Consider the following 20,534-nt stretch of genomic DNA (forward strand, 5'->3'; position numbering starts at 1 on the left):
GGTTTCCCTTCAAGCCCGGCTTAGCCGAGCGCGTCATCCACATCGACAAAACGACCGCCACGCATGGAAATACGCCTGTTGCACGGCGCCGCTATCGCGCCATACATCGATGACCTCGCTCGCCTGCGCCTTAGCGTGTTTCGCGAGTTTCCCTACCTGTACGACGGTACCCCGGAGTACGAGGCTGACTACCTGGCCGCCTATGCGCGCTCCGGGCGTAGCCTGGTGGTGCTGGCGCTGGACGACGGCAAGGTGGTAGGCGCTTCCACCGGCCTGCCGCTGGTGGATGTCGCCCCCGAGTTCCAGCAGCCGTTCCTGGCCCAGGGCCGCGACCCGGCCAGCGTGTATTACTTCGGTGAGTCGCTGGTGCTGCCGGAGTACCGTGGCCAGGGCCTGGGCGTGCGCTTCTTCATCGAACGCGAGTCCTATGCGCACAAACTGGCTGAGTTCGATTACTGCGCGTTCTGCGCGGTGGAGCGGCCAGGTGTGCACCCGCGACGGCCGGCAGACTACAAACCTTTGCACGGTTTCTGGCGCAACCGCGGCTTCCTGCATGACCCGTCATTGCGTACCACCTACGCCTGGCGCGACCTGGATGAACAAGAAAGCTCCGACAAGCTGATGTCATTCTGGCTGAAGGAACTGCCGATATGATCCGCCTGGCGGCCTGCCAGTACGCCATCGAACTGCATGAAACCTGGGACGCCTACGCCGACCACCTGCAGGGCCTGTGCGCCGAGGCCGTGGAGGCGGGCGCACGCTTGCTGCTGCTGCCGGAATACGCCGGTCTGGTATTGAGCGGCCAACTGAGTGCCGAGCAGCGGGGTGACCTGAAGGCTTCGATTGCCGGCATCCAGCCGTTGATCGAGCCATGGAGGGCGCTGTGTGAGAGCCTTGCCCGGCGCTGGGGAATCTACCTGCAACCGGGCAGCGTGCCGGTGCTGGACAGCGATGGGCGGTACCGCAACCGTGCCTGGCTGTTCGGCCCCAAGGGTGCGCTGGGTTACCAGGACAAGCTGATGATGACCCGGTTCGAGCGAGAGCAGTGGGACATCGCGGCGGGCCAGGGGCTACAGGTGTTCGACACCGAGTTGGGGCGCCTGGGGATTTTGATCTGTTATGACAATGAATTCCCCATGCTGGCCAGGGGCCTGGCCGAGGCGGGTGCCGACCTGATCCTGGCGCCCAGCTGTACCGATACCGAGGCGGGTTACCACCGGGTACGCATCGGCGCCCAGGCGCGGGCACTGGAGAACCAGATTGCCGTATTGCAGAGCCCTACGGTGGGGCATGCGCCATGGTCGCCTGCGTTGGACGAGAATATCGGGCGGGCAGGGTTGTTCGTTCCGCCGGATCACGGGATGCCGGGGGATGGAGTGGTGGCGTTGAGCGAGGCAGTGAGCCCGGCGTGCAGCCAGTGGCTGGTGTGTGAGGTGGACCTGGAGGAAGTGCGGCGTGTGAGGCGGGAAGGGCAGGTGTTTACCCGCAGGGACTGGCCGGAGCAGTTTGACAGAGTCTTGTGAAGACAGTGGCGCCCGCAAAGCAGGCGCCGCTGTTACATCAGGTTTACTTCACTTCGACGGCCAGGCTTTCGGCAATCTTGCTCTGCCACAGGGCAGGGCCAGTGATGTGTACCGACTCACCGTTGCTGTCTACGGCAACGGTAACCGGCATGTCCTTGACGTCGAACTCGTAGATCGCTTCCATGCCCAGCTCGGCGAAGGCCAGGACCTTCGACTTGCGGATGGCCTGGGCCACCAGGTAGGCAGCGCCACCAACGGCCATCAGGTACACGGCCTTGTTGTCCTTGATCGCTTCGATGGCGGTCGGGCCACGCTCGGACTTGCCGATCATGCCCAGCAGGCCGGTCTGCTCAAGGATCTGGCGGGTGAACTTGTCCATGCGGGTAGCGGTGGTCGGGCCGGCAGGGCCTACCACTTCGTCACCGACCGGGTCGACCGGGCCTACGTAGTAGATGAAGCGGCCTTTCAGGTCCACCGGCAGCTCTTCGCCACGGTTGAGCATTTCGACCATGCGCTTGTGCGCGGCATCGCGGCCGGTCAGCATCTTGCCGTTGAGCAGGATGGTTTCGCCCGGTTTCCAGCTGGCAACTTCTTCCGGGGTGATGTCGTCGAGGTTGACGCGGCGGGCACTTGGGCCGGCTTCCCAGACGATTTCCGGGTAGGCGTCCAGCGACGGCGCTTCCAGTTCGGCCGGGCCGGAGCCATCGAGCACGAAGTGGGCGTGACGGGTGGCGGCGCAGTTGGGGATCATGCACACCGGCAGCGACGCGGCGTGGGTCGGGTAGTCCATGATCTTGACGTCGAGCACGGTGGTCAGGCCACCCAGGCCCTGGGCACCGATGCCCAGCTGGTTGACCTTCTCGAACAGCTCCAGGCGGATTTCTTCCAGACGGTTCTGCGGGCCACGGGCTTTCAGCTCGTGGATGTCGATGGACTCCATCAACACTTCCTTGGCCATGACGGCGGCCTTCTCGGCGGTACCGCCGATGCCGATGCCGAGCATGCCAGGCGGGCACCAGCCAGCACCCATGGTCGGGACGGTCTTCAGCACCCAGTCGACGATCGAGTCGGACGGGTTGAGCATGGCCATCTTCGACTTGTTCTCCGAACCGCCGCCTTTGGCTGCGACATCGACCTCGACCTTGTCGCCGGGGACGATGGAGTAGTGGATCACTGCCGGGGTGTTGTCCTTGGTGTTCTTGCGGGCACCGGCCGGGTCGGCCAGGATCGAAGCGCGCAGCACGTTTTCAGGCAGGTTGTAGGCGCGACGCACACCTTCGTTGATCATGTCGTCGACGCTCAGGGTGGCGCCGTCCCAGCGTACGTCCATGCCCACGCGCACGAACACGGTGACGATACCGGTGTCCTGGCAGATCGGGCGGTGGCCGGTGGCGCACATGCGCGAGTTGATCAGGATCTGGGCGATGGAGTCACGCGCAGCAGGCGACTCTTCACGCAGATAGGCCTCGTGCATGGCCTGGATGAAATCGACGGGGTGGTAGTACGAAATGAATTGCAGGGCGTCGGCGACGCTCTGAATCAGGTCGTCTTGCTTGATCACGGTCATGCAGCGCGCTCCTCTTAAAGACGGGAACATTCATAAAGACGCTCGACGGTGCCGACCAGCATGTCGAAACGTCTTGCAAGGCGCCGGCAGGTCAGGCCGGCGGAAAAAGGCGCGGCAGTATAGCGCGCATCTGTGCCGGGCACACCTTCGGCCGGTCTGGACCATGGTCGGCCGCGGGCAGGCACTGTTCTTGCTGTCTGGCTGAAGAGATAGGATGCTTGATGGGGGCTGGCTTGCAGCCCAATCGCCGCCAAGCAGCTTGCACTGATCTGTGGGAGCTGGCTTGCCGGCGATTGGGCCGCAAAGCGGCCCCGGCAAGATAAAGAGCCAGGAGAGATAGCTGACAATGCCCGAAATTTGCGTGGGCGAGCGCCGCTGGGCGGTGCCGACCGGCAGCAACCTGCTCGATGCCTTGAACGAGGCCGGGTTGAATGTGCCCTACAGTTGCCGCGCCGGTAGCTGCCATGCCTGCCTGGTGCATTGCCTGGACGGGCTGCCAGCGGACGCCTTGCCCGAGGCATTAGCGCTGGAGAAACACGCCCAGGGCTGGCGACTGGCTTGCCAGTGCCGGGTAGTGGGTGACCTGCGTGTGGCGGTGTTCGACCCGCAGCAGGATGGCATTCCCGCACAGGTTTGCGCACTGGACTGGTTCGGTGACGTGCTGCGCTTGCGCCTGCGCCCAGAGCGCGCAGTGCGATATCAGGCGGGCCAGCATGTGGTGTTGTGGAGCGGGGCGGTAGCGCGGCCCTATTCCCTGGCAAGCCTGCCGGGTGAAGACGACTTCCTTGAATTTCATATCGACTGCGAGCGGCCCGGTGCTTTTTGCAGCAAGGCCCGCGGGTTCAAGGTTGGCGACTCGATGCGCTTGGGGGAGCTCAGGGGCGGAGCGTTGCATTACGACCCGGACTGGCAAGGACGACCGCTCTGGTTGCTGGCTACGGGTACTGGGCTTGCGCCTTTGTGGGGCATTTTGCGCGAGGCGATGCGGCAGGGGCATCAGGGGGAAATCAAGGTGATGCATGTGGCGCATGGCCACGTTCAGCATTACCTGGCTGAGCCGTTGCAAGGGATTGAAGGCGTGAGTGTCGAGCTGGTGCTGGCGGAGCAGTTGGATGAAGCGCTTGCGGCATTGCGGCCGACATCACGGCAGACGGTTGCACTGGTATGTGGCTCGCCGGCGAGCGTGGAGCAGTTTGCACGGCGGCTGTTTATTGCAGGGGTGCCCAGGAACCAGGTGTTTGCCGATGTGTTTGTCGAGCATGCTTGAACAAGAAGGGGCCGCAAAGCGGCCCCCGGGGTAGATCAGCCGACCAGCGGATCACCGACATGCAGGATCTTCATGCCGTTGGTGCCACCGATGGTGTGGTAGCTGTCACCTTTGGTCAGGATCACCCAGTCACCCTGTTCCACCAGGCCACGCTTGAGCAGTTCGTCGACTGCCGCCTGGCTTACCTTGTCGGCCGGCAGCGAGGCCGGGTCGAAGGCGATCGGGTAGACGCCGCGGAACATCGAGACGCGAGCCTGGGTGGCGCGGTGCGGTGACAGGGCGAAGATCGGCACGTGCGAACGCAGGCGCGACATGATCAGCGGGGTGTAGCCGCTTTCGGTCAGGGCGATGATCGCCTTCACGCCCGGGAAGTGGTTGGCCGTGTACATGGCCGCCAGGGCGATGCTTTCGTCGCAACGCTCGAAGGTGGTGTGCAGGCGGTGGCTGGACTTCTGGTTGGTCGGATGCTTTTCGGCACCTTGGCAAATCCGCGCCATGGCCTGTACGGCTTCGATCGGGTAGGAACCGGCAGCACTTTCGGCCGACAGCATCACCGCATCGGTGTTGTCCAGCACGGCGTTGGCCACGTCGGACACTTCAGCGCGGGTCGGCATCGGGTTCTGGATCATCGACTCCATCATCTGGGTCGCCACGATCACCGCCTTGTTGTTGCGGCGGGCGTGCTGGATGATCTTTTTCTGGATGCCGATCAGCTCGGCGTCGCCGATTTCCACACCCAGGTCGCCACGGGCAACCATCACCGCGTCGGAGGCGGCGATCAGCTTGTCGAGGGTCTCGTCGTCGGCAACCGCTTCGGCGCGTTCGATCTTGGCCACCAGCCAGGCGCTGCCGCCGGCCTCGTCACGCAGCTTGCGTGCGTATTCCATGTCGCTGGCGTCACGCGGGAAGGAAACGGCCAGGTAGTCCAGGTCCATTTCCGCAGCCAGTTTGATGTCGGCCTTGTCTTTTTCGGTCAGGGCCGGCGCGGTCAGGCCGCCACCTTTACGGTTGATGCCTTTGTGGTCCGACAGCGGGCCACCGATGATCACCACGCAGTGCAGGGCGTCTGCAGTGGCGGTTTCGACGCGCATGACCACACGGCCATCGTCGAGCAGCAGTTCGTCACCGACGCCGCAGTCCTTGACCAGGTCGGGATAATCGATACCGACGATGTCCTGGTTGCCTTCGGTCAACGGGTGGGCGGTGGAGAAGGTGAACTTGTCACCGATCTTCAATTCGATGCGCTTGTTGGCGAACTTGGCGATGCGGATCTTCGGACCCTGCAGGTCGCCCAGCAGCGCGACATGGCGGCCGTTCTTGGCGGCGATGTCACGGATCAGGCGGGCGCGGGCCTTGTGCTCGTCCGGAGTGCCGTGGGAGAAGTTCAGGCGTGCCACGTCCAGGCCGGCAAGGATCAGTTGCTCGATCACTTCCGGCGAGTTGCTGGCGGGGCCAAGGGTGGCGACGATTTTGGTACGGCGGATGGTCATGCACAGACTCCTATAGTGAAGCGCAGCGAAAGGCTACTCCTGAATCTCGCTGTAGTCATTGTTCCGTTGCACTACCTGCGACCAAGGCAGGGTGGCATTTGAACGGTCGGGGTATCCTTGCAAAAGCCTGTGAAGATTTGTTGGCGTTGGCCGATACACAGGCATCAAAGGAGATCCCCATGCGAGCCCTGATCGTTTTAGCCCTGGCGGCCAGCGCCGTCGGCTGCACCCGCTGGTCCATGGACCACCACCTGAACAATGCCTACCGCGCCTACGATCGTGGCGACTGCGCACGGGTCATGCTGGAGCTGTCGCAGGTCGACCGCACCAGCCGTTCGCGGCCGTTCATCCATCCGGAGGTGTCGCTGCTGCGTGGCCAGTGCCTGGAGCGCCAGGCGCTTTACGTGGACGCCGCGCAGACTTACCAGTACCTGATCCAGAAGTACCCGGGCAACGAGTACGCCTATCGTGCCCGGGCGCGCCTGCAGACTCTTGAAAAACTTGGCCATGCCCGTAGCGGCGAAGCGGCTGTGGCCAACCCGGTGACGGCCACACCTTGGCGATAACACCAAGGTGTGGTTTATTTCACGAGATTTGCGGCGCGCCCTGCGCTAATCTGTAACTCAGCTGTTACAACAACCGCCAGTACCTTGTATTCCTGGCATCAGGTACGGAATACACTCGCGATCATGTTCAACAAGCGCCACATCGAACGCCATCAACTGCCTTGTGTCCTCAAGGTATTCAACCGTTTTACCGGTCAAGAAATCGGCCAGCTGGGTAATGCCTCCGAGGATGGCCTGATGGTAATCAGCCAGCTGCCTGTGCTGGTAGGGCCCGATTACGAACTGCAATTGCGCTTGCCGCTGGTCGGCGGCGGGCATCAGTTCGTCAACCTGACCGCCAGTTGCCTGTGGTGCCGCGAAGACCAGACGCCCGGGCACTACGATTCGGGCTTCATGCTGTTGCAGGCGCCCCGCGAATTCGACGAGTTCGTGCGCTCACTGCGTGATTATTTCAGTTTCCTTCCTGCCAACGCTTCTGTATGAGGCTGCGCTAGAATCGGGTCGACCTTGATACAGGACGACCCCGTGACCTCAAGCATTTTCTGGCACGACTACGAAACCACCGGCATCAACCCGCGTTGCGACCGGCCACTGCAGGTGGCCGGCGTGCGCACCGATTTCGACCTTAACGAAATCGACGAGCCGATCAGCCTTTATTGCCGGCCTTCCGACGACATCCTGCCGCACCCGGCGGCTTGCCTGGTGACAGGCATCACCCCGCAGTTGCTGGCCGAGCAAGGCCTGTGCGAGGCCGAGTTCATGACCCGGGTGCATGCGCAACTGGCACAGCCGGGTACCTGTGGCGCTGGCTACAACACCCTGCGCTTCGACGATGAAGTGACCCGCTACAGTTTGTACCGTAACTTTTTCGACCCGTATGCCCGGGAGTGGCAGGGCGGCAACAGCCGCTGGGACCTGATCGACATCGTGCGGACCGCCTACGCCTTGCGCCCTGACGGTATTCAATGGCCACAACAGGATGGGCGCACCAGCCTGCGGCTTGAACTGTTGAGCAAGGCCAATGGCATTGACCATGGGCATGCCCACGAGGCGCTTTCCGACGTGCGGGCAACCATTGCCCTGGCCCGTCTGATTCGGCAAAAACAGCCCAAGTTGTATGACTGGCTCTTCCAGTTGCGCAGCAAGCATAAAGTGATGGAACAGATCCGTTTGTTGCAGCCACTGGTGCATATATCCGGGCGCTTTTCGGCGGCGCGTAATTACCTGGGTGTCGTATTGCCATTAGCCTGGCACCCGCGTAATCGCAATGCGCTGATCGTCTGCGACTTGCATCAGGAATCCCTACCGTTACTAAGGGAAAATGCTGAGGTTCTACGCCAGCGCTTGTATACCCGTCACGATGCGCTGGCCGAGGGTGAATTACCGGTGCCGCTCAAATTGGTGCAGATCAATCGCTGCCCGGTACTGGCGCCATTGTCGGTATTGCGTCCGGCCGATCAACAACGATTGGGCCTGGACTTGACGTTGTTACAATTGCGTGGCGAGCAGTTGGCTAATCAACAGGCGCAATGGCAAGACAAGCTGGAGCACATCTACGGCAAGGAAGACTTCGCCCCGAGTGAAGACCCGGAACAGCAGTTGTATGACGGTTTTGTGGGGGACCGAGACCGCCGCTTATGTGAGCAAGTGCGTGCGCTGGAACCCGCGCAATTGGGCCGTGGCCAGTGGATGTTCGATGACCCGCGTTTACCGGAATTGCTGTTCCGCTATCGGGCGCGCAACTTCCCTGAGACCTTGACCAGCGAAGAACGCCAGCGCTGGTATGGCTTCTGTCAGCAACGCCTGAGTGACCCGCAGTGGGGAGCACCCAATACGCTGGGCGACTTCGAGCAGGCGCGTCAGCAAGCCTGGGAAGGCGCTGACGAGGCTGGCCGGCGTGTACTGGAGGCTTGGCAAATGCATGCCCGGCAATTGCAGACACAATTTGCAATTGACTGACAGCGGCGCAAACAAAAACGCCGGCAATGTGCCGGCGTTTTTGTTGCGTTAAGCAAAAGGCAAATGCGGACAATCAGTCCAGCAGGGTTGCCCAGCTCTCAACCACATCACCACCCCAAGTGGCTTTCCACTCTTTCAGGGTCTTGTGGTTGCCGCCTTTGGTTTCGATCACTTCACCGTTGTGCGGGTTTTTGTATTGCTTGACCTTGCGCGCACGTTTGGTGGCAGTAGGCTTGACCGCGCCGCGAGGTGCCTTGCTCAGTTTCGACTCTGGGTCGAGCAGGGCAATCACGTCGCGCAGCGATTTGGAGTACTCGCCCATCAGTGTGCGCAGTTTGCCTTCGAACTCCAGTTCTTTCTTCAGCTTGTCATCCTGCGACAGGTTGGCCAGGCGGGCCTGAAGTTCCTTGATGGCTTCTTCGGTGGCGCGGTACTCGTTGATCAGGGACATGGAGTGTTCCTTTAATGCGTGTTCAGAAATGTGTGGGGCAATAATAGACAGGCCATACTCGCAAGTAAACATGATATTCCGCGATTAACTGTTAATTAAGCTGCGACAACATTTCGCTACGTGAACAAAAATTTACTTACAACCCCCGCATTTCGTCATGTCTGTCAGACAATGCCTGCGCCGCGTATGGCGACCGGCATACGTCATCGTGCCTGCGATCAATACTGCGTTTTTTCGGGCGGGCCGCTAGAATAGGCGTCTTTGCGAAGTTCTGGAGTCTCATTCATGCGCACCTATCGTCTGGTGATCGCCTGCCCCGACCGTGTAGGCATCGTGGCGAAAGTCAGTAATTTCCTGGCCTTGTACAATGGCTGGATCAACGAAGCCAGCCACCATTCTGATGAGCAGAGCGGCTGGTTCTTCATGCGCCATGAGATCCGCGCCGAATCGCTGCCGTTCGGTATCGAAGCCTTCCGCGAAGCGTTTGCGCCCATCGCCGAAGAGTTCTCCATGACTTGGCGTATTACCGACTCGGCGCAGAAAAAGCGCGTGGTACTGATGGCCAGCCGCGAGTCGCACTGCCTGGCCGACCTGCTGCACCGCTGGCACACCGATGAGCTGGATTGCGAGATCCCATGCGTGATTTCCAACCACGACGACCTGCGCAGTATGGTCGAGTGGCACGGCATTCCGTTCTTCCACGTGCCGGTCGACCCCAAGGACAAGGCACCGGCCTTTGCCGAAGTGTCGCGCCTGGTCCAGGAGCACGCCGCCGATGTGGTGGTGCTGGCCCGTTACATGCAGATCCTGCCACCGCAACTGTGCCGGGACTTTGCTGAAAAGGTGATCAACATCCACCACAGCTTCCTGCCGTCGTTCGTCGGCGCCAAGCCTTACCACCAGGCCTCCCTGCGTGGGGTGAAACTGATCGGCGCGACCTGCCACTACGTCACCGAAGAGCTCGACGCCGGCCCGATCATCGAGCAGGACGTGGTGCGTGTCAGCCATGCCGACAGCATCGAGGACATGGTCCGCTTTGGCCGTGATGTGGAGAAGATGGTTCTGGCCCGTGGCCTGCGTTATCACCTGGAAGACCGGGTGCTGGTGCATGGCAACAAGACTGTCGTATTCGATTGATGATGCAGGGGCTGCCTTGCAGCCCATCGCCGGCAAGCCAGCGCCCACTTCGATCGCACACACTTCAAGCCATATGCGATCCCTGTAGGAGCTGGCTTGCCGGCGAAAGGGGCGCAAAGCGCCCCCCTGCAATCTTGAAAGGAACACCGATGGCCAAACAACGCAACAACCCCACCGCCTCACCGCCTCCCACTCTCGGCGAAGGTTGCCTGGCCCGCTACGACCCCGAAGCCCTGGATGACAGCGACGGCACCGACTTCCCCGGCGCTGCCGAACTCTGGCAACAGCTCAACCCGCCTGACGCCGCCAGCGCTCCAGCAACGGACGCGCCAGCAGGCACACGAACACCGGGCCGCCCGCCAGCAGATAAAAGTAGTAAGTAACCGCCCGCCATATCAGGATCGCCGCGGCTGCGGTCGAACTGCCCACCCATGGCGTCAGCAGGCTGGCCGAAGTCAGCTCGGCGGCACCCGCGCCCCCTGGCAGCAGGCTGAACTGGCCGGCACTGAGCGACAGCATCTGCACCAGAAAGCTGGGGATCCATGCCAGGTCCACCCCCAACCCCCTCAATACCAGATACAACACGCTGTAGCGCAGGCCCCAGTGTAGGCAGGTCAGGGTAAACACCAGGCTTAACGTGCGCTTGGGCAACTGCCAGGTCTGCGCCAGCGCGTGCATGAAGTGCAACAGCTTGCGGGCCCAGCGGCGTTTGCGCTGCTGGCTCATGCCCAGGCGCCGCAGCAGCCTGCCGTTCAAGCGCATGACCTGGCGGCGGTAGCGCAGCAGCCCGGCCACCCCGGCCAGTGCTGTGCACAGTAGCAGCGCACTGCCCAGCAACATGCTTTCCTGGCTGCGGCCCAGGCTGTGGAACAGTGCGTAACCGGCTATCGCCAGCATTGCGCAGAAGAAAAACACCAGGTCGTTCAACTGGTCCATGGCGAATACCGCGCCGCTGCGTGCCGGGCTGATGCGGTCACGCGCCAGCAGGGCCATGAGGGTCAAAGGCCCGCCGCTGCCGCCGGGGGTGGTGCAGATGGCAAATTCGGTGGCCATGACCACGCCCAGGCTGCGCAGTGGCCCAAGCCTGGCACCTTGCTGGCCGAGCAACAGGCGCAAGCGAATGGCGTTGATCGCCCAGCACAGCAGGATCATGCCCAGCAGAGTGAGCATCAGCACAGGGTCGAAGCGTTGCAGCCTCGGCAGCAGCTCGCTGCCACCGAGCAGGATCGGCACCAGCAATGCCGCGAGCAGTGCCAGGCCCACCCATGCCAGGCGGTTCATGCGCTGGCCTGGCGGTCCAGCCAGGCCGATTTGGTCAGTGGCTCGCGGCCTTGAGCCAGCAGGCTGCGCAAGGTGTTCAGCCAGTATTCACGGGAGGTGCGGTGGCGCATGTCCACCGGGTGCAAGCCCAGGCGCAGGGTCTCGGCATCGCGCCAACGGCGGCATTGCCAGTCGCACAGCACCCTTGAAAGCCCTCGGCGCCAGGCGCTGCGGGCACTCCACACCAGCCCCGGGGCTTCAATCGCGGTGAAGTCCGGTAAGCGGTACAGGTGCTGTGGCGTGCTGGTGTAACGCAGCGGCAGGCGGCGCAAGGCCTGGCGGGTGCCCTCGCTCATCAGCCAGGCTGGCGCGACAAAGCCGGCCACAGGCCAGCCCTGCTGGTGGAACATTGCCAGGCCGCGCTCCAGCCGTTGCAGGGCCTGCTGCTGGTCGAGGCCGTAGAACTCACCTTCGTGGGTGTAGATACGGCGCATGAAGTAGTCGCCGGGCGTGCGGGGCGGCGGGCCGTTGTCGGCATGGTAATAGCCGTGCAAGGCCAGTTCGTCGCCCTGAGCCAGGCGCCGGTCAAGCAAGCGGCAGAAGGTGGGAGAACGCAGCAGCAGGTTGCGCTGGTGGAAGTCCGGCACCACAAGCCAGGTCATCGGGATGCCGCCGAGGCTGTCGACGGCTTCGACGAAGGGTTGGTAGTCCGGCCAGGTCTCGGGCGCAACATCATGCAGCACCAGCATCAGGCTACGTGACGCCGGCCGTGCCTCAACCATGGGCGCGCACCTGCGGCGGGTGGCCGAGCACGGCCTGATAGTGTTGCAGCAGGCCGCAGACCACGTTGTCCCATGAATAGTGCTGTTCCACGTGGCGGCGAGCCTGCGCCCCGAGTGGGCGTACGCCGGCCTCGAACGCTTCGCGCACGGCCGCTGCCATGGCCTGGCCATCGTTGGGGCGGCACAGGCGCCCGCACTGTTCGTTGACGATTTCGCCGAAGGCGCCGGCGCGCACGGCCACCACGGGGGTGGCGCTGGCCATCGCTTCGAGGATGACCAGGCCGAAGGTTTCCTGGTCTCCGGCGTGCACCAGCAGGTCGGCGCTGGCCAGCAGCCGGGCAACTTCCGGGGCCGGGCAGAAGTGGTCGATCACGCTGACGTTGCGCGGCACGTTGGCCGGCATATTCGAACCCACCAGTAGCAGGTGGTAGGGGGCACCCAGCTGCTTCATGCAGTCGAGCAGCACCGGCAGGTTCTTTTCCCGCGAGCCGCGGCCGGCATAGATCAGCAAACGGCTGGTATCGGCAATGCCCAGTTCTGCGCGCAGGTGCGGGTCGCGCTGGCCGGGGTTGAAGGTGGCCAGGTCCACGCCCAGGCGCTGCACATGCACATCGCGAACGCCCAGGCGGCGCAATTTGTCGGCCATTACCTGGCTGGGCGCGAGCACCCGGTCGAAATTTCCGTACAGCTTGCTGACATAAGCCTCGACATTGGGCGTGAACCAGTTGCCCATACGGTTGCTGACCAGTAACGGCAGGTCGGAATGGTAAAAGCCGATCACTGGCACATCCAGTTGACGCCGTGCCTCCAGCGCTGCCCAGGCGGTCAGGTAGGGGTCGCCGACTTCGATCAGGTCGGGCTTGAGCCGTCGCAGTTCACTGCACCAGGGTGCCAGGCGTACCGGGAAGCGGTAACCCTTGCCGAATGGCAGAGGCGGGGCGGGCACTTGATAGATGCCATCGGCGTGCTGTGCACTGGCACCGGGGATCAGCAGGCTGTGGCGTACGCCGTGCATGGCGTCAAGGCGGCGGTGTTTGGCATCAAGATAGGTACGTACGCCGCCGCTGGCCGGGGCGTAGAACATGGTGATGTCGGCGATGTGCACGATCAGCATCCCTCCGGGATCATCTTCGGTCTGTCATTCGGCGGTAACTGCCGGCGATGACGCGCCTAAAGGTGGACCTTTCAGAAGGATAGTTTGTTCGATCGGTTTGAGGAGAGGGGGAGTTCGGAATCCTTGTAGCAGCAGCCTTGTGCTGCGAAGAGGCCGGTGAAGGCAACATGGCAGTATTGCCTGTACTGGCCTCTTCGCAACACAAGGCTGCTCCTGCAGAGGAGGGTGTAGCTCCGGTCAGATGCGGAAGCTGCCCACCAGCTGCTTCAGGCGGCCGGCCTGCTGCTCAAGGTCCGAGCAGGCGCGCAGGGTGGCTTGCAGGTTCTCCACGCCTTCCTGGTTGAGCATGTTGATCTCGTTGATGTCCATGTTGATCGCCTCGACCACGGCGGTCTGCTCTTCGGTGGCGGTGGCCACCGACTGGTTCATGCCGTCGATCTCGCTGATGCGCACGGTAACGCTGTCCAGCCGCTCACCGGCCTGGTTGGCGATCTGCACGCTGTCCTGGCTGTGGCGCTGGCTCTGGTCCATGGTGTCGACCGACGCGCGGGCGCCAACCTGCAGCTCTTCGATCATGGTCTGCACTTGCTGCGCCGATTCCTGGGTGCGGTGCGCCAGGTTGCGTACTTCGTCGGCTACCACGGCAAAGCCGCGGCCGGCTTCACCGGCACGGGCCGCTTCGATGGCGGCGTTCAGCGCCAGCAGGTTGGTTTGCTGGGAAATGCTGGTGATCACTTCAAGGATCTGGCCAATGTTGACGGTCTTGTTGTTCAGCGTCTCGATGTGCCCGCTGGAACTGACGATCAGGTCGGACAGGCGGTTCATTGCCGCAATGTTTCGCTCCACCACCTGTTGCCCCTCTTCGGCCAGCAGGCGAGCCGAACTGGCATGCTGCGACGCCTGAGCAGCGTTGCCGGCGATTTCCTGGGCGGCGGCGCCCAGTTCGTTGATGGCGGCGGCCACGCTGTTGGTACGGTTGGACTGTTCGTCAGAGTTGGTCATCGACGAGTTCGAGGCGCTGATGACACGCAGGGCCACTTCGTTGACCTGCTCGGTGGCCGAGGACACCTCGCTGATCGAGCTGTGAATGCGCTCGACGAAACGGTTGAAGGCGGTCCCCAGGATGCCGAACTCGTCGTGGTTGTGAATGCGCAGGCGTTTGGTCAGGTCGCCTTCACCCTCGGCGATGTCTTCCATGGCGCGGGTCATGGTGTGCAGCGGCTGCATCAGCACGTTGATCAGCAGGCCGAGCAGGCCAATGATGATCACCACCGCCACCACCGTGGCGATCACCGCCGAGGTGCGGAAGGTGCTGAGCATCGAGAAGGCCTTGTCCTTGTCCACCGACAGGCCGATGTACCAGTTGGCCGAAGGCAGGCCGGTGATCGGGGTGAAGGTCAGCAGGCGGGCGTGGCCATCGCTTTGCACTTCGGTCAGCTCACCGGTCAGTTTTGGCGTGTGCTGCGGGAACAGGTCCGACAGCGACTTCATCACCAGGTCTTTGTCAGGGTGCACCAGGACCTTGCCCTGGTCGTTGACCAGGAAGGCGTAGCCCATACCGCCGAAGTTCAGCGAGTTGATGATCTGCACCAGGCCGTCCAGGGCCAGGTCGCCACCGACCACGCCGACACTGCTGGAAACCTTGCTGAGGATGCCAATGACCATCTTGTTGGTGGTCATGTCGATGTACGGTTCGGTCAGTGTCGCGCCGGCGGCACTCATGCCGTCCTTGTACCAGGGGCGCGTGCGTGGGTCGTAGCCATCGGGCATTTTTGCGTCCGGGCGCACGCTGAAGCCGCCGTCCACCTTGCCCAGGTAAACGGTGAGGAAGCTGGAAATGAGCGCGTTCTGGCCCATCAGGGTTTCGGCGTTGGTGGGGTCCTGGGCAATGTTCTGTGCCAGGTTTTCCACCAGCTTGATACGGCCGTCGAACAGGTTGCGGATGTTGGTCGAAGTGGAGGCGCCCATTTCAGCCAGATAGTTTTCCAGGTCCTCGCGGATCGCATTACGCTGGAGGTAATCGTTGTAGAGCGTGAAAAGGCTGAAGGCGAGTATCACGATCAATGATGCTGCCAAAAGAATCTTGTGGCTGAAACGAAGGCTTTTATTCATGGCGTAATCGGTTCCGCTAAGGTGTTATATCAGGCGTTCGCACGGGTGGAGCCGCAAAGCAGTGCAACATCCCGAAAAGTCCCTTTTCGGTTGTTCCTCTCTAATTAAGGCGAATATCACCCAAAGGTATCGGCCGAATTAAGGTAAAGCTTGAGCAGAGGATTACAGAGATGTCGGAAACATCGACCATAGTTGTAGGTGCTTGCCCGGATGGCCAGCCAGTCGGGCAAGCGATGCGGCTGGCCAACCGCCATGGCCTGGTGGCGGGCGCGACGGGCACCGGCAAGACCGTGACCTTGCAGCACTTGGCAGAAGTGTTCAGCGACGCAGGGGTGGCCGTATTCGCGGCCGATGTCAAAGGTGACTTGTGTGGCCTGGGTGCCGCTGGCACACCACAGGGCAAGGTGGCCGAGCGAATCGCCGGTATGCCTTGGCTCGGGCACACGCCCCAGGCCTACCCGGTAAGCCTGTGGGACATCGCCGGGCAGTCCGGCCACCCGCTGCGCACTACCCTCAGTGAAATGGGGCCGTTGCTGCTGGGCAACCTCCTGGAGCTTACCGACAGCCAGCAGGCGGCGCTGTATGCGGCCTTCAAGGTGGCCGACCGAGAGGGCCTGTTGCTGCTCGACCTCAAGGACCTCAAGGCGCTGCTGGCGCACCTGAAGGACAACCCGCAATTGCTGGGTGAAGACAGTGCACTGATGACCACGGCCTCCACCCAGGCCTTGTTGCGGCGGCTGGCGACCCTGGAACAGCAGGGCGCCGAGGCGCTGTTTGGCGAGCCGGCATTGCAGCTTGAAGACCTGCTGCGGCCGGGCTCGGATGGCCGTGGGCGCATCCACCTGCTCGACGCCAGCCGGCTGGTGCATGAGGCGCCTAAGGTGTACGCCACCTTCCTGCTGTGGCTGCTGGCCGAGCTGTTCGAGCAGTTGCCCGAGCGCGGAGATGCCGACAAGCCGGTACTGGCCTTGTTCTTCGATGAAGCGCACTTGCTGTTCAACGGTACGCCCAAGGCGCTGCAGGACCGCCTGGAGCAGGTGGTGCGGCTGATCCGCTCCAAGGGCGTGGGGGTGTACTTCGTCACCCAGTCACCGGGTGACTTGCCGGATGCGGTGCTGGCCCAGTTGGGGTTGCGCATTCAGCATGGCCTGCGAGCCTTTACCGCCAAGGAGCAGAAGTCGCTGAGGGCAGTGGCCGATGGCTTTCGCCCGAACCCCGCGTTCGAAACCCTGGCGGTGCTGACCGAGCTGGGGATTGGCGAGGCGCTGGTGGGGACACTGGAAGAGAAGGGTACGCCTGCCATGGTGCAGCGGGTGCTGATTGCACCGCCGCAGTCGCGTATCGGGCCGCTGAGTGCGGCCGAGCGCAGTGCGCTGATTGCCGCTTCGCCGCTGGCGGGGCGCTATGACAAGCCGGTGGACCGTGAGTCGGCCTATGAAATGCTGACCCAGCGCAAGGGCGAGGCGGTGGAGCCAGCCCCGCAGCCGAAGGCGGATGGGGAGAGCTTTGCCGACAAGGCCGGTGACTTCCTGCAGAGTGCGGCGGGGCAGGCTATCAAGTCGGCAGTGCGCCAAGCCGCCAACCAGTTGGGGCGGCAACTGGTGCGCGGGTTGATGGGGTCGTTGCTGGGGGGCAAGAAAAGGTAGTTTGCCTGTACCGGCCCTATCGCCGGCAAGCCAGCTCCCACAGAGGTCTCGCTGCCCGTGTGGGAGCGGGTTTACCCGCTAGGAGGCCGGTGCAGATAAGCACAAATGAAAAAGGCGCCCCGAAGGCGCCTTTATACTGAGAGCGGTGTCACTCAGCCAATGGCTTTGGATGCCAGCCAGAACAGGCCGGCGGCCAGGCCCATCGAGGCCGGCAGGGTCAGGACCCAGGCCAGCAGGATGGTCTTCACCGTGCCGCCTTGCAGGCCGCTCTTGTTGGCGACCATGGTGCCGGCCACGCCTGACGACAGCACGTGGGTGGTCGATACCGGCAGGGCGAACACGTTTGCCATGCCGATGGCGCAGGCCGCGGTGATCTGTGCCGACATGCCCTGGGCATAGGTCATGCCCTGCTTGCCGATCTTCTCGCCAACGGTAAGTACCACACGCTTCCAGCCAACCATGGTGCCCAGGCCCAAGGCCAGGGCGACGGCCACGATCACCCAGAACGGTGCGTATTCGGTGGTGGCGGTCAGGTCTTTACGCAGTTTTTCCAGGTCGGCCTTTTCACGGGCGTCGAGGCCTGGCAGCTTGCCAACCTTCTTAGCGGTGTCATCCAGGCACAGCAGATAGCGACGCACTTCAACGCGCTTGTCGGTATCCAGGCTGTGGTAGTCGGTCACGCCCTGAAGCGAGGACTGCAGCGCGGCGATGGTCGGCTCGGTCTGCTGCGGGTTGCAGCTGAACTGCTCCGGCAGGTCGTTGGACTTGGCCTTGTCCAGTGCCAGGAACTCGCCAAGGGTGGCGGCGTTGCGCTGGTAGAACTGGCTCATGTGCAGGGTAGCGTCGCGAGTACGCTCGATCTGATAGGTGGTGCTGTTCAGGTCGAGGACGAACTTGGCCGGGACGATACCGATCAGCACCAGCATGATCAGGCCGATGCCTTTCTGACCGTCGTTGGAGCCGTGCACGAAGCTCACGCCCATGGCCGAAACCACCAGTACCATGCGGTTCCAGAATGGCGGGTGCTTCTTGTCGTCGAGCTTGCGGCGCTGGTCGGGGGTCTTGTGCATCTTCGACAGCGGGCGCCACCACTTCAGGCCGATCAGCACCAGGGCTGCGACGGCGAAGCCGGCCATTGGCGAAACCACCAGCGACATCGCGATGTCGATCGCCTTCTGCCAGTTGACGCCATCGGCCAGCGGGATGTCGTTGATCAGGGCGTTGGCCAGGCCGACACCGAGAATGGAGCCGATCAGCGTGTGCGAACTGGAGGCGGGGATACCAAAGTACCAGGTGCCCAGGTTCCAGGTGATGGCCGCAGCCAGCAACGAGAAGACCATGGCCAGGCCGTGTCCGGTGTTCACATTGATCAGCAGCTCTACCGGCAGCAGGTGCACGATGGCATAGGCCACCCCGACACCGCCGAGCAGAACGCCAAGGAAGTTGAACACGCCGGAGAAGAACACGGCGAGGTGCGGCGGCATGGCTTTGGTGTAGATGACGGTAGCTACCGCGTTGGCGGTGTCATGAAAGCCATTGATGAACTCGAAGGCGAGTACGAAGGTCAAGGCGAGCAGCAGGCTCACCAACACCCAGGCATCCAGTCCGCTGAATAAATCGATCATGAAGGTTGTCTGGCGGGTATAGGGGGGCGGGATTATGCCAGAAAACCTTGGCAATCGATGCACCTGCTACAGACCGATGGCAATCTCCATCGGGTGAGCGCACGGTGCACGTAGGGGCGCTGAGGCAGGGAAATATCGGCTAAAAAGCGCAAAGCGTGGCTAAATCATGCCGAAAAGCTAAGATATGGCCGATTCGCCATCATTCAAACGGGCGTATGAAATTTGTGTAATTCCATTTCATCATCGGTCAGATGGTAAAGATCGACCGCGCCCGGACTGGCCGGGCGACGACGCGCTGGCGTGGTCCCGGGTCAGGGATTGTCGCTGCGCAGTTCCTTTTCAATGCGTTCCAGTTCCTGGTTGAACGCCTGGTCGCGCACGCTGGCACGTTTGCGCCAAGGTTTGCGTTCCGGATCCGGTTGTGCGGCGTAAGTGGTGACTTCACCACCGTAAACATCCTTGTAACGTTCAGCCTGGCGCTCGAGTTCTGCGCGCAGTTCATCTTTCGTCACATGCAGTACCTGAATTAAGTGTGATGACTGTTGTTATGCATTGTGCAGCATGCACATGCCCGCTGGCCGCAACGGCTAGATACAGCGGAAGGTTCCATTACTACGCTAGCGTCGGGGCCTGCGCAATCGATTATAGCAACCGATAATTCGCCGAACATCGTTATTTACCCAACCCTGACATCATCTGACGCAAGTAGTGGCAGGTATCGGCAAACAGTTTGGACGTTTCGTACAAGTTTGAAAGGCATGGCGGATAAAAGTTCGATGCAACGCCGGGGCGAGGCCCGAATGAAAAACGGCCTCGCCAAAAGGCGAGGCCGTTGCCTGGGGACTTCTACGGTGGGTACCTGACCAGTCTCTCCAAAGAAGCCACAAGTGGCAGGAGAAAGGTATAAGCAAAAGTGTCAGCGGTCAATTGCGATTATCGGCCGTTTGTTCGATAATCGCACGAACGGGCGTTTTTTTTGAGGTGTGCGATGAGTGACGAAACCCTGGTCAACGATCCGGTCAATCCAGAGCCGGCGCGACCCGCTTCGGCCGCCATGGCGCCGCCGATCGTGGCTTCTCCGGCCAAGCGCATCCAGGCGTTTACCGGCGATCCCGACTTCATGACCTCCCTGGCACGTGGCCTGGCCGTGATCCAGGCCTTTCAGGAGCGCAAGCGCCACCTGACCATCGCCCAGATCAGCCACCGCACCGAAATCCCTCGCGCAGCGGTGCGCCGTTGCCTGCACACGCTGATCAAGCTGGGTTACGCCACCTCCGACGGGCGTACCTATTCGCTGCTGCCCAAAGTATTGACGTTAGGGCATGCCTACCTGTCGTCGACGCCGCTGGCGATTTCTGCCCAGCCTTATCTGGACCGTATCAGTGACCAACTGCACGAAGCGGCCAACATGGCCACACTCGAAGGCGACGACATTCTTTATATAGCCCGTTCGGCCACGGTGGAACGGCTAATATCGGTCGACCTGTCCGTTGGCGGGCGCCTGCCGGCCTATTGCACATCGATGGGGCGCATCCTGCTGGCGGCGATGGACGACACCAGCCTGCGTGAATACCTGGAGCGTGCCGACCTGAAAGCGCGCACCAGCCGTACGCTGCATGACCCTGAGTCACTGTTCGCCTGCATCCAGCAGGTGCGCGCCCAGGGCTGGTGCGTGGTGGACCAGGAGTTGGAGCAGGGGCTGCGTTCGATTGCCGTGCCGATCTACGACGCGTCGGGGCAGGTGTTGGCGGCGCTGAACGTGAGCACCCATGTGGGGCGGGTGACGCGTAGCGAGCTGGAACAGCGGTTCCTGCCGATCCTGCTGGCGGCCAGCCGGGACCTTTGCCATCAGTTGTTTGGCTGAGATTGCAGGGGGCCGTAAAGCGGCCCAATCGTCGGCAAGCCGAACTCCCACGGAAACCGTGAAAGCCGCGAATGGGCAATACCTGTGGGAGCTGGCTTGCCGGCGAATGGGGCGCGGAGCGCCCCCTTTCACATTTAGAACAGGCAAAACAGTTTCTTGTGCGATAAACGC

At 62.3% G+C, this 20,534-nt stretch carries 18 protein-coding genes and 1 pseudogene; 9 read left to right on the top strand and 10 right to left on the bottom strand.

From position 1 onward, the window contains the following. The first annotated feature begins 63 nt into the window (after positions 1 to 63). Both ACN6NG_RS04200 and ACN6NG_RS04205 read left to right on the top strand, forming a co-directional pair. On the top strand, positions 64 to 654 hold the full coding sequence (locus ACN6NG_RS04200; protein ID WP_016498101.1) for a GNAT family N-acetyltransferase: 591 nt from the start codon (positions 64 to 66) through the stop codon (positions 652 to 654). Next, the gene (locus tag ACN6NG_RS04205) at positions 651 to 1,523 is read left to right on the top strand and encodes a carbon-nitrogen hydrolase family protein (RefSeq protein WP_197898153.1); all 873 of its coding nucleotides are present in this window, start codon (positions 651 to 653) and stop codon (positions 1,521 to 1,523) included. The genes ACN6NG_RS04200 and ACN6NG_RS04205 overlap by 4 nt, the downstream gene beginning before the upstream one ends. 43 nt (positions 1,524 to 1,566) lie before the next feature. Here the strand turns inward: ACN6NG_RS04205 and ACN6NG_RS04210 are convergent, their stop codons facing one another. Further along, positions 1,567 to 3,090, bottom strand: a complete 1,524-nt coding sequence (locus ACN6NG_RS04210) for a fumarate hydratase (protein WP_016498103.1) — start codon at positions 3,088 to 3,090, stop codon at positions 1,567 to 1,569. A 346-nt stretch (positions 3,091 to 3,436) separates the two neighbouring features. Between ACN6NG_RS04210 and ACN6NG_RS04215 the strand changes: the two genes are divergently transcribed. Continuing rightward, a complete protein-coding gene (locus tag ACN6NG_RS04215) occupies positions 3,437 to 4,357 on the top strand; it encodes an iron-sulfur-binding ferredoxin reductase (protein WP_474313025.1) in 921 nt (306 codons plus the stop codon). A 35-nt stretch (positions 4,358 to 4,392) separates the two neighbouring features. On the opposite strand, the gene pyk is transcribed toward ACN6NG_RS04215, so the two are convergent. Continuing rightward, the gene (pyk, locus tag ACN6NG_RS04220) at positions 4,393 to 5,847 is read right to left on the bottom strand and encodes a pyruvate kinase (protein ID WP_016498105.1); all 1,455 of its coding nucleotides are present in this window, start codon (positions 5,845 to 5,847) and stop codon (positions 4,393 to 4,395) included. 179 nt (positions 5,848 to 6,026) lie between these two features. On the opposite strand from pyk, the gene ACN6NG_RS04225 reads away from it, so the two are divergent. The 3 genes from ACN6NG_RS04225 to sbcB all read left to right on the top strand — a co-directional run bounded on the left by ACN6NG_RS04225 (position 6,027) and on the right by sbcB (position 8,372). Continuing rightward, complete coding sequence (locus ACN6NG_RS04225) at positions 6,027 to 6,413, top strand: tetratricopeptide repeat protein (protein WP_353457397.1); 387 nt, start codon at positions 6,027 to 6,029, stop codon at positions 6,411 to 6,413. 123 nt (positions 6,414 to 6,536) lie between these two features. Beyond that, positions 6,537 to 6,896, top strand: a complete 360-nt coding sequence (locus tag ACN6NG_RS04230) for a PilZ domain-containing protein (RefSeq protein ID WP_016498107.1) — start codon at positions 6,537 to 6,539, stop codon at positions 6,894 to 6,896. 42 nt (positions 6,897 to 6,938) lie between these two features. Continuing rightward, a complete protein-coding gene (sbcB, locus tag ACN6NG_RS04235) occupies positions 6,939 to 8,372 on the top strand; it encodes an exodeoxyribonuclease I (RefSeq protein WP_197898154.1) in 1,434 nt (477 codons plus the stop codon). Positions 8,373 to 8,445: 73 nt separating this feature from the next. Here the strand turns inward: sbcB and mvaT are convergent, their stop codons facing one another. Beyond that, positions 8,446 to 8,823: a histone-like nucleoid-structuring protein MvaT gene (gene mvaT / locus ACN6NG_RS04240; protein ID WP_016498109.1), complete on the bottom strand. Its 378-nt coding sequence runs from the start codon at positions 8,821 to 8,823 to the stop codon at positions 8,446 to 8,448. Between the two features lie 285 nt (positions 8,824 to 9,108). On the opposite strand from mvaT, the gene purU reads away from it, so the two are divergent. Continuing rightward, positions 9,109 to 9,960: a formyltetrahydrofolate deformylase gene (gene purU, locus ACN6NG_RS04245; RefSeq protein WP_063422272.1), complete on the top strand. Its 852-nt coding sequence runs from the start codon at positions 9,109 to 9,111 to the stop codon at positions 9,958 to 9,960. Between the two features lie 288 nt (positions 9,961 to 10,248). Here the strand turns inward: purU and ACN6NG_RS04250 are convergent, their stop codons facing one another. The 5 genes and pseudogenes from ACN6NG_RS04250 to ACN6NG_RS04270 form a co-directional block, all read right to left on the bottom strand. Further along, entirely contained in the window at positions 10,249 to 11,241 is a 993-nt protein-coding gene (locus ACN6NG_RS04250) for a lysylphosphatidylglycerol synthase transmembrane domain-containing protein (protein ID WP_059396081.1), read from the bottom strand. Next, positions 11,238 to 12,002 (bottom strand): DUF2334 domain-containing protein, encoded by a 765-nt coding sequence (locus tag ACN6NG_RS04255; RefSeq protein ID WP_063422271.1) that lies wholly within the window; start codon positions 12,000 to 12,002, stop codon positions 11,238 to 11,240. The genes ACN6NG_RS04250 and ACN6NG_RS04255 overlap by 4 nt, the downstream gene beginning before the upstream one ends. Then, positions 11,995 to 13,116, bottom strand: a complete 1,122-nt coding sequence (locus ACN6NG_RS04260) for a glycosyltransferase family 4 protein (RefSeq protein WP_063422270.1) — start codon at positions 13,114 to 13,116, stop codon at positions 11,995 to 11,997. The genes ACN6NG_RS04255 and ACN6NG_RS04260 overlap by 8 nt, the downstream gene beginning before the upstream one ends. A gap of 237 nt (positions 13,117 to 13,353) precedes the next feature. Then, entirely contained in the window at positions 13,354 to 14,118 is a 765-nt protein-coding gene (locus ACN6NG_RS04265) for a methyl-accepting chemotaxis protein (RefSeq protein WP_421666950.1), read from the bottom strand. 93 nt (positions 14,119 to 14,211) lie between these two features. Next, positions 14,212 to 15,228, bottom strand: a pseudogene (locus tag ACN6NG_RS04270) (cache domain-containing protein); the annotation flags it as partial. A gap of 170 nt (positions 15,229 to 15,398) precedes the next feature. Between ACN6NG_RS04270 and ACN6NG_RS04275 the strand changes: the two are divergent. After that, positions 15,399 to 16,874, top strand: a complete 1,476-nt coding sequence (locus ACN6NG_RS04275; RefSeq protein ID WP_063422268.1) for a helicase HerA-like domain-containing protein — start codon at positions 15,399 to 15,401, stop codon at positions 16,872 to 16,874. 152 nt (positions 16,875 to 17,026) lie between these two features. On the opposite strand, the gene ACN6NG_RS04280 is transcribed toward ACN6NG_RS04275, so the two are convergent. After that, positions 17,027 to 18,499 (bottom strand): inorganic phosphate transporter, encoded by a 1,473-nt coding sequence (locus tag ACN6NG_RS04280; RefSeq protein ID WP_474313033.1) that lies wholly within the window; start codon positions 18,497 to 18,499, stop codon positions 17,027 to 17,029. A 311-nt stretch (positions 18,500 to 18,810) separates the two neighbouring features. Next, a complete protein-coding gene (locus ACN6NG_RS04285; protein WP_016488886.1) occupies positions 18,811 to 19,011 on the bottom strand; it encodes a hypothetical protein in 201 nt (66 codons plus the stop codon). A gap of 542 nt (positions 19,012 to 19,553) precedes the next feature. Here ACN6NG_RS04285 and pcaR point away from each other — a divergent pair. Further along, positions 19,554 to 20,363 (top strand): pca regulon transcriptional regulator PcaR, encoded by an 810-nt coding sequence (gene pcaR, locus ACN6NG_RS04290; RefSeq protein ID WP_033732052.1) that lies wholly within the window; start codon positions 19,554 to 19,556, stop codon positions 20,361 to 20,363. Positions 20,364 to 20,534: the final 171 nt, after the last annotated feature.

The sequence above is a fragment of the Pseudomonas sp. TSO6 genome (assembly GCF_056098905.1).

Excerpts from the sequence above, each read along its gene's own strand:
- ACN6NG_RS04260 (WP_063422270.1), bottom strand. The coding sequence starts at position 13,116 with ATGCTGATCGTGCACATCGCCGACATCACCATGTTCTACGCCCCGGCC.
- pyk (WP_016498105.1), bottom strand. The coding sequence starts at position 5,847 with ATGACCATCCGCCGTACCAAAATCGTCGCCACCCTTGGCCCCGCCAGC.
- ACN6NG_RS04250 (WP_059396081.1), bottom strand. The coding sequence starts at position 11,241 with ATGAACCGCCTGGCATGGGTGGGCCTGGCACTGCTCGCGGCATTGCTG.
- ACN6NG_RS04280 (WP_474313033.1), bottom strand. The coding sequence starts at position 18,499 with ATGATCGATTTATTCAGCGGACTGGATGCCTGGGTGTTGGTGAGCCTG.
- mvaT (WP_016498109.1), bottom strand. The coding sequence starts at position 8,823 with ATGTCCCTGATCAACGAGTACCGCGCCACCGAAGAAGCCATCAAGGAA.
- ACN6NG_RS04275 (WP_063422268.1), top strand. The coding sequence starts at position 15,399 with ATGTCGGAAACATCGACCATAGTTGTAGGTGCTTGCCCGGATGGCCAG.
- pcaR (WP_033732052.1), top strand. The coding sequence starts at position 19,554 with ATGGCGCCGCCGATCGTGGCTTCTCCGGCCAAGCGCATCCAGGCGTTT.
- purU (WP_063422272.1), top strand. The coding sequence starts at position 9,109 with ATGCGCACCTATCGTCTGGTGATCGCCTGCCCCGACCGTGTAGGCATC.
- ACN6NG_RS04230 (WP_016498107.1), top strand. The coding sequence starts at position 6,537 with ATGTTCAACAAGCGCCACATCGAACGCCATCAACTGCCTTGTGTCCTC.
- ACN6NG_RS04210 (WP_016498103.1), bottom strand. The coding sequence starts at position 3,090 with ATGACCGTGATCAAGCAAGACGACCTGATTCAGAGCGTCGCCGACGCC.
- ACN6NG_RS04215 (WP_474313025.1), top strand. The coding sequence starts at position 3,437 with ATGCCCGAAATTTGCGTGGGCGAGCGCCGCTGGGCGGTGCCGACCGGC.
- ACN6NG_RS04265 (WP_421666950.1), bottom strand. The coding sequence starts at position 14,118 with ATGACCAACTCTGACGAACAGTCCAACCGTACCAACAGCGTGGCCGCC.
- ACN6NG_RS04225 (WP_353457397.1), top strand. The coding sequence starts at position 6,027 with ATGCGAGCCCTGATCGTTTTAGCCCTGGCGGCCAGCGCCGTCGGCTGC.
- ACN6NG_RS04200 (WP_016498101.1), top strand. The coding sequence starts at position 64 with ATGGAAATACGCCTGTTGCACGGCGCCGCTATCGCGCCATACATCGAT.
- ACN6NG_RS04205 (WP_197898153.1), top strand. The coding sequence starts at position 651 with ATGATCCGCCTGGCGGCCTGCCAGTACGCCATCGAACTGCATGAAACC.
- ACN6NG_RS04255 (WP_063422271.1), bottom strand. The coding sequence starts at position 12,002 with ATGGTTGAGGCACGGCCGGCGTCACGTAGCCTGATGCTGGTGCTGCAT.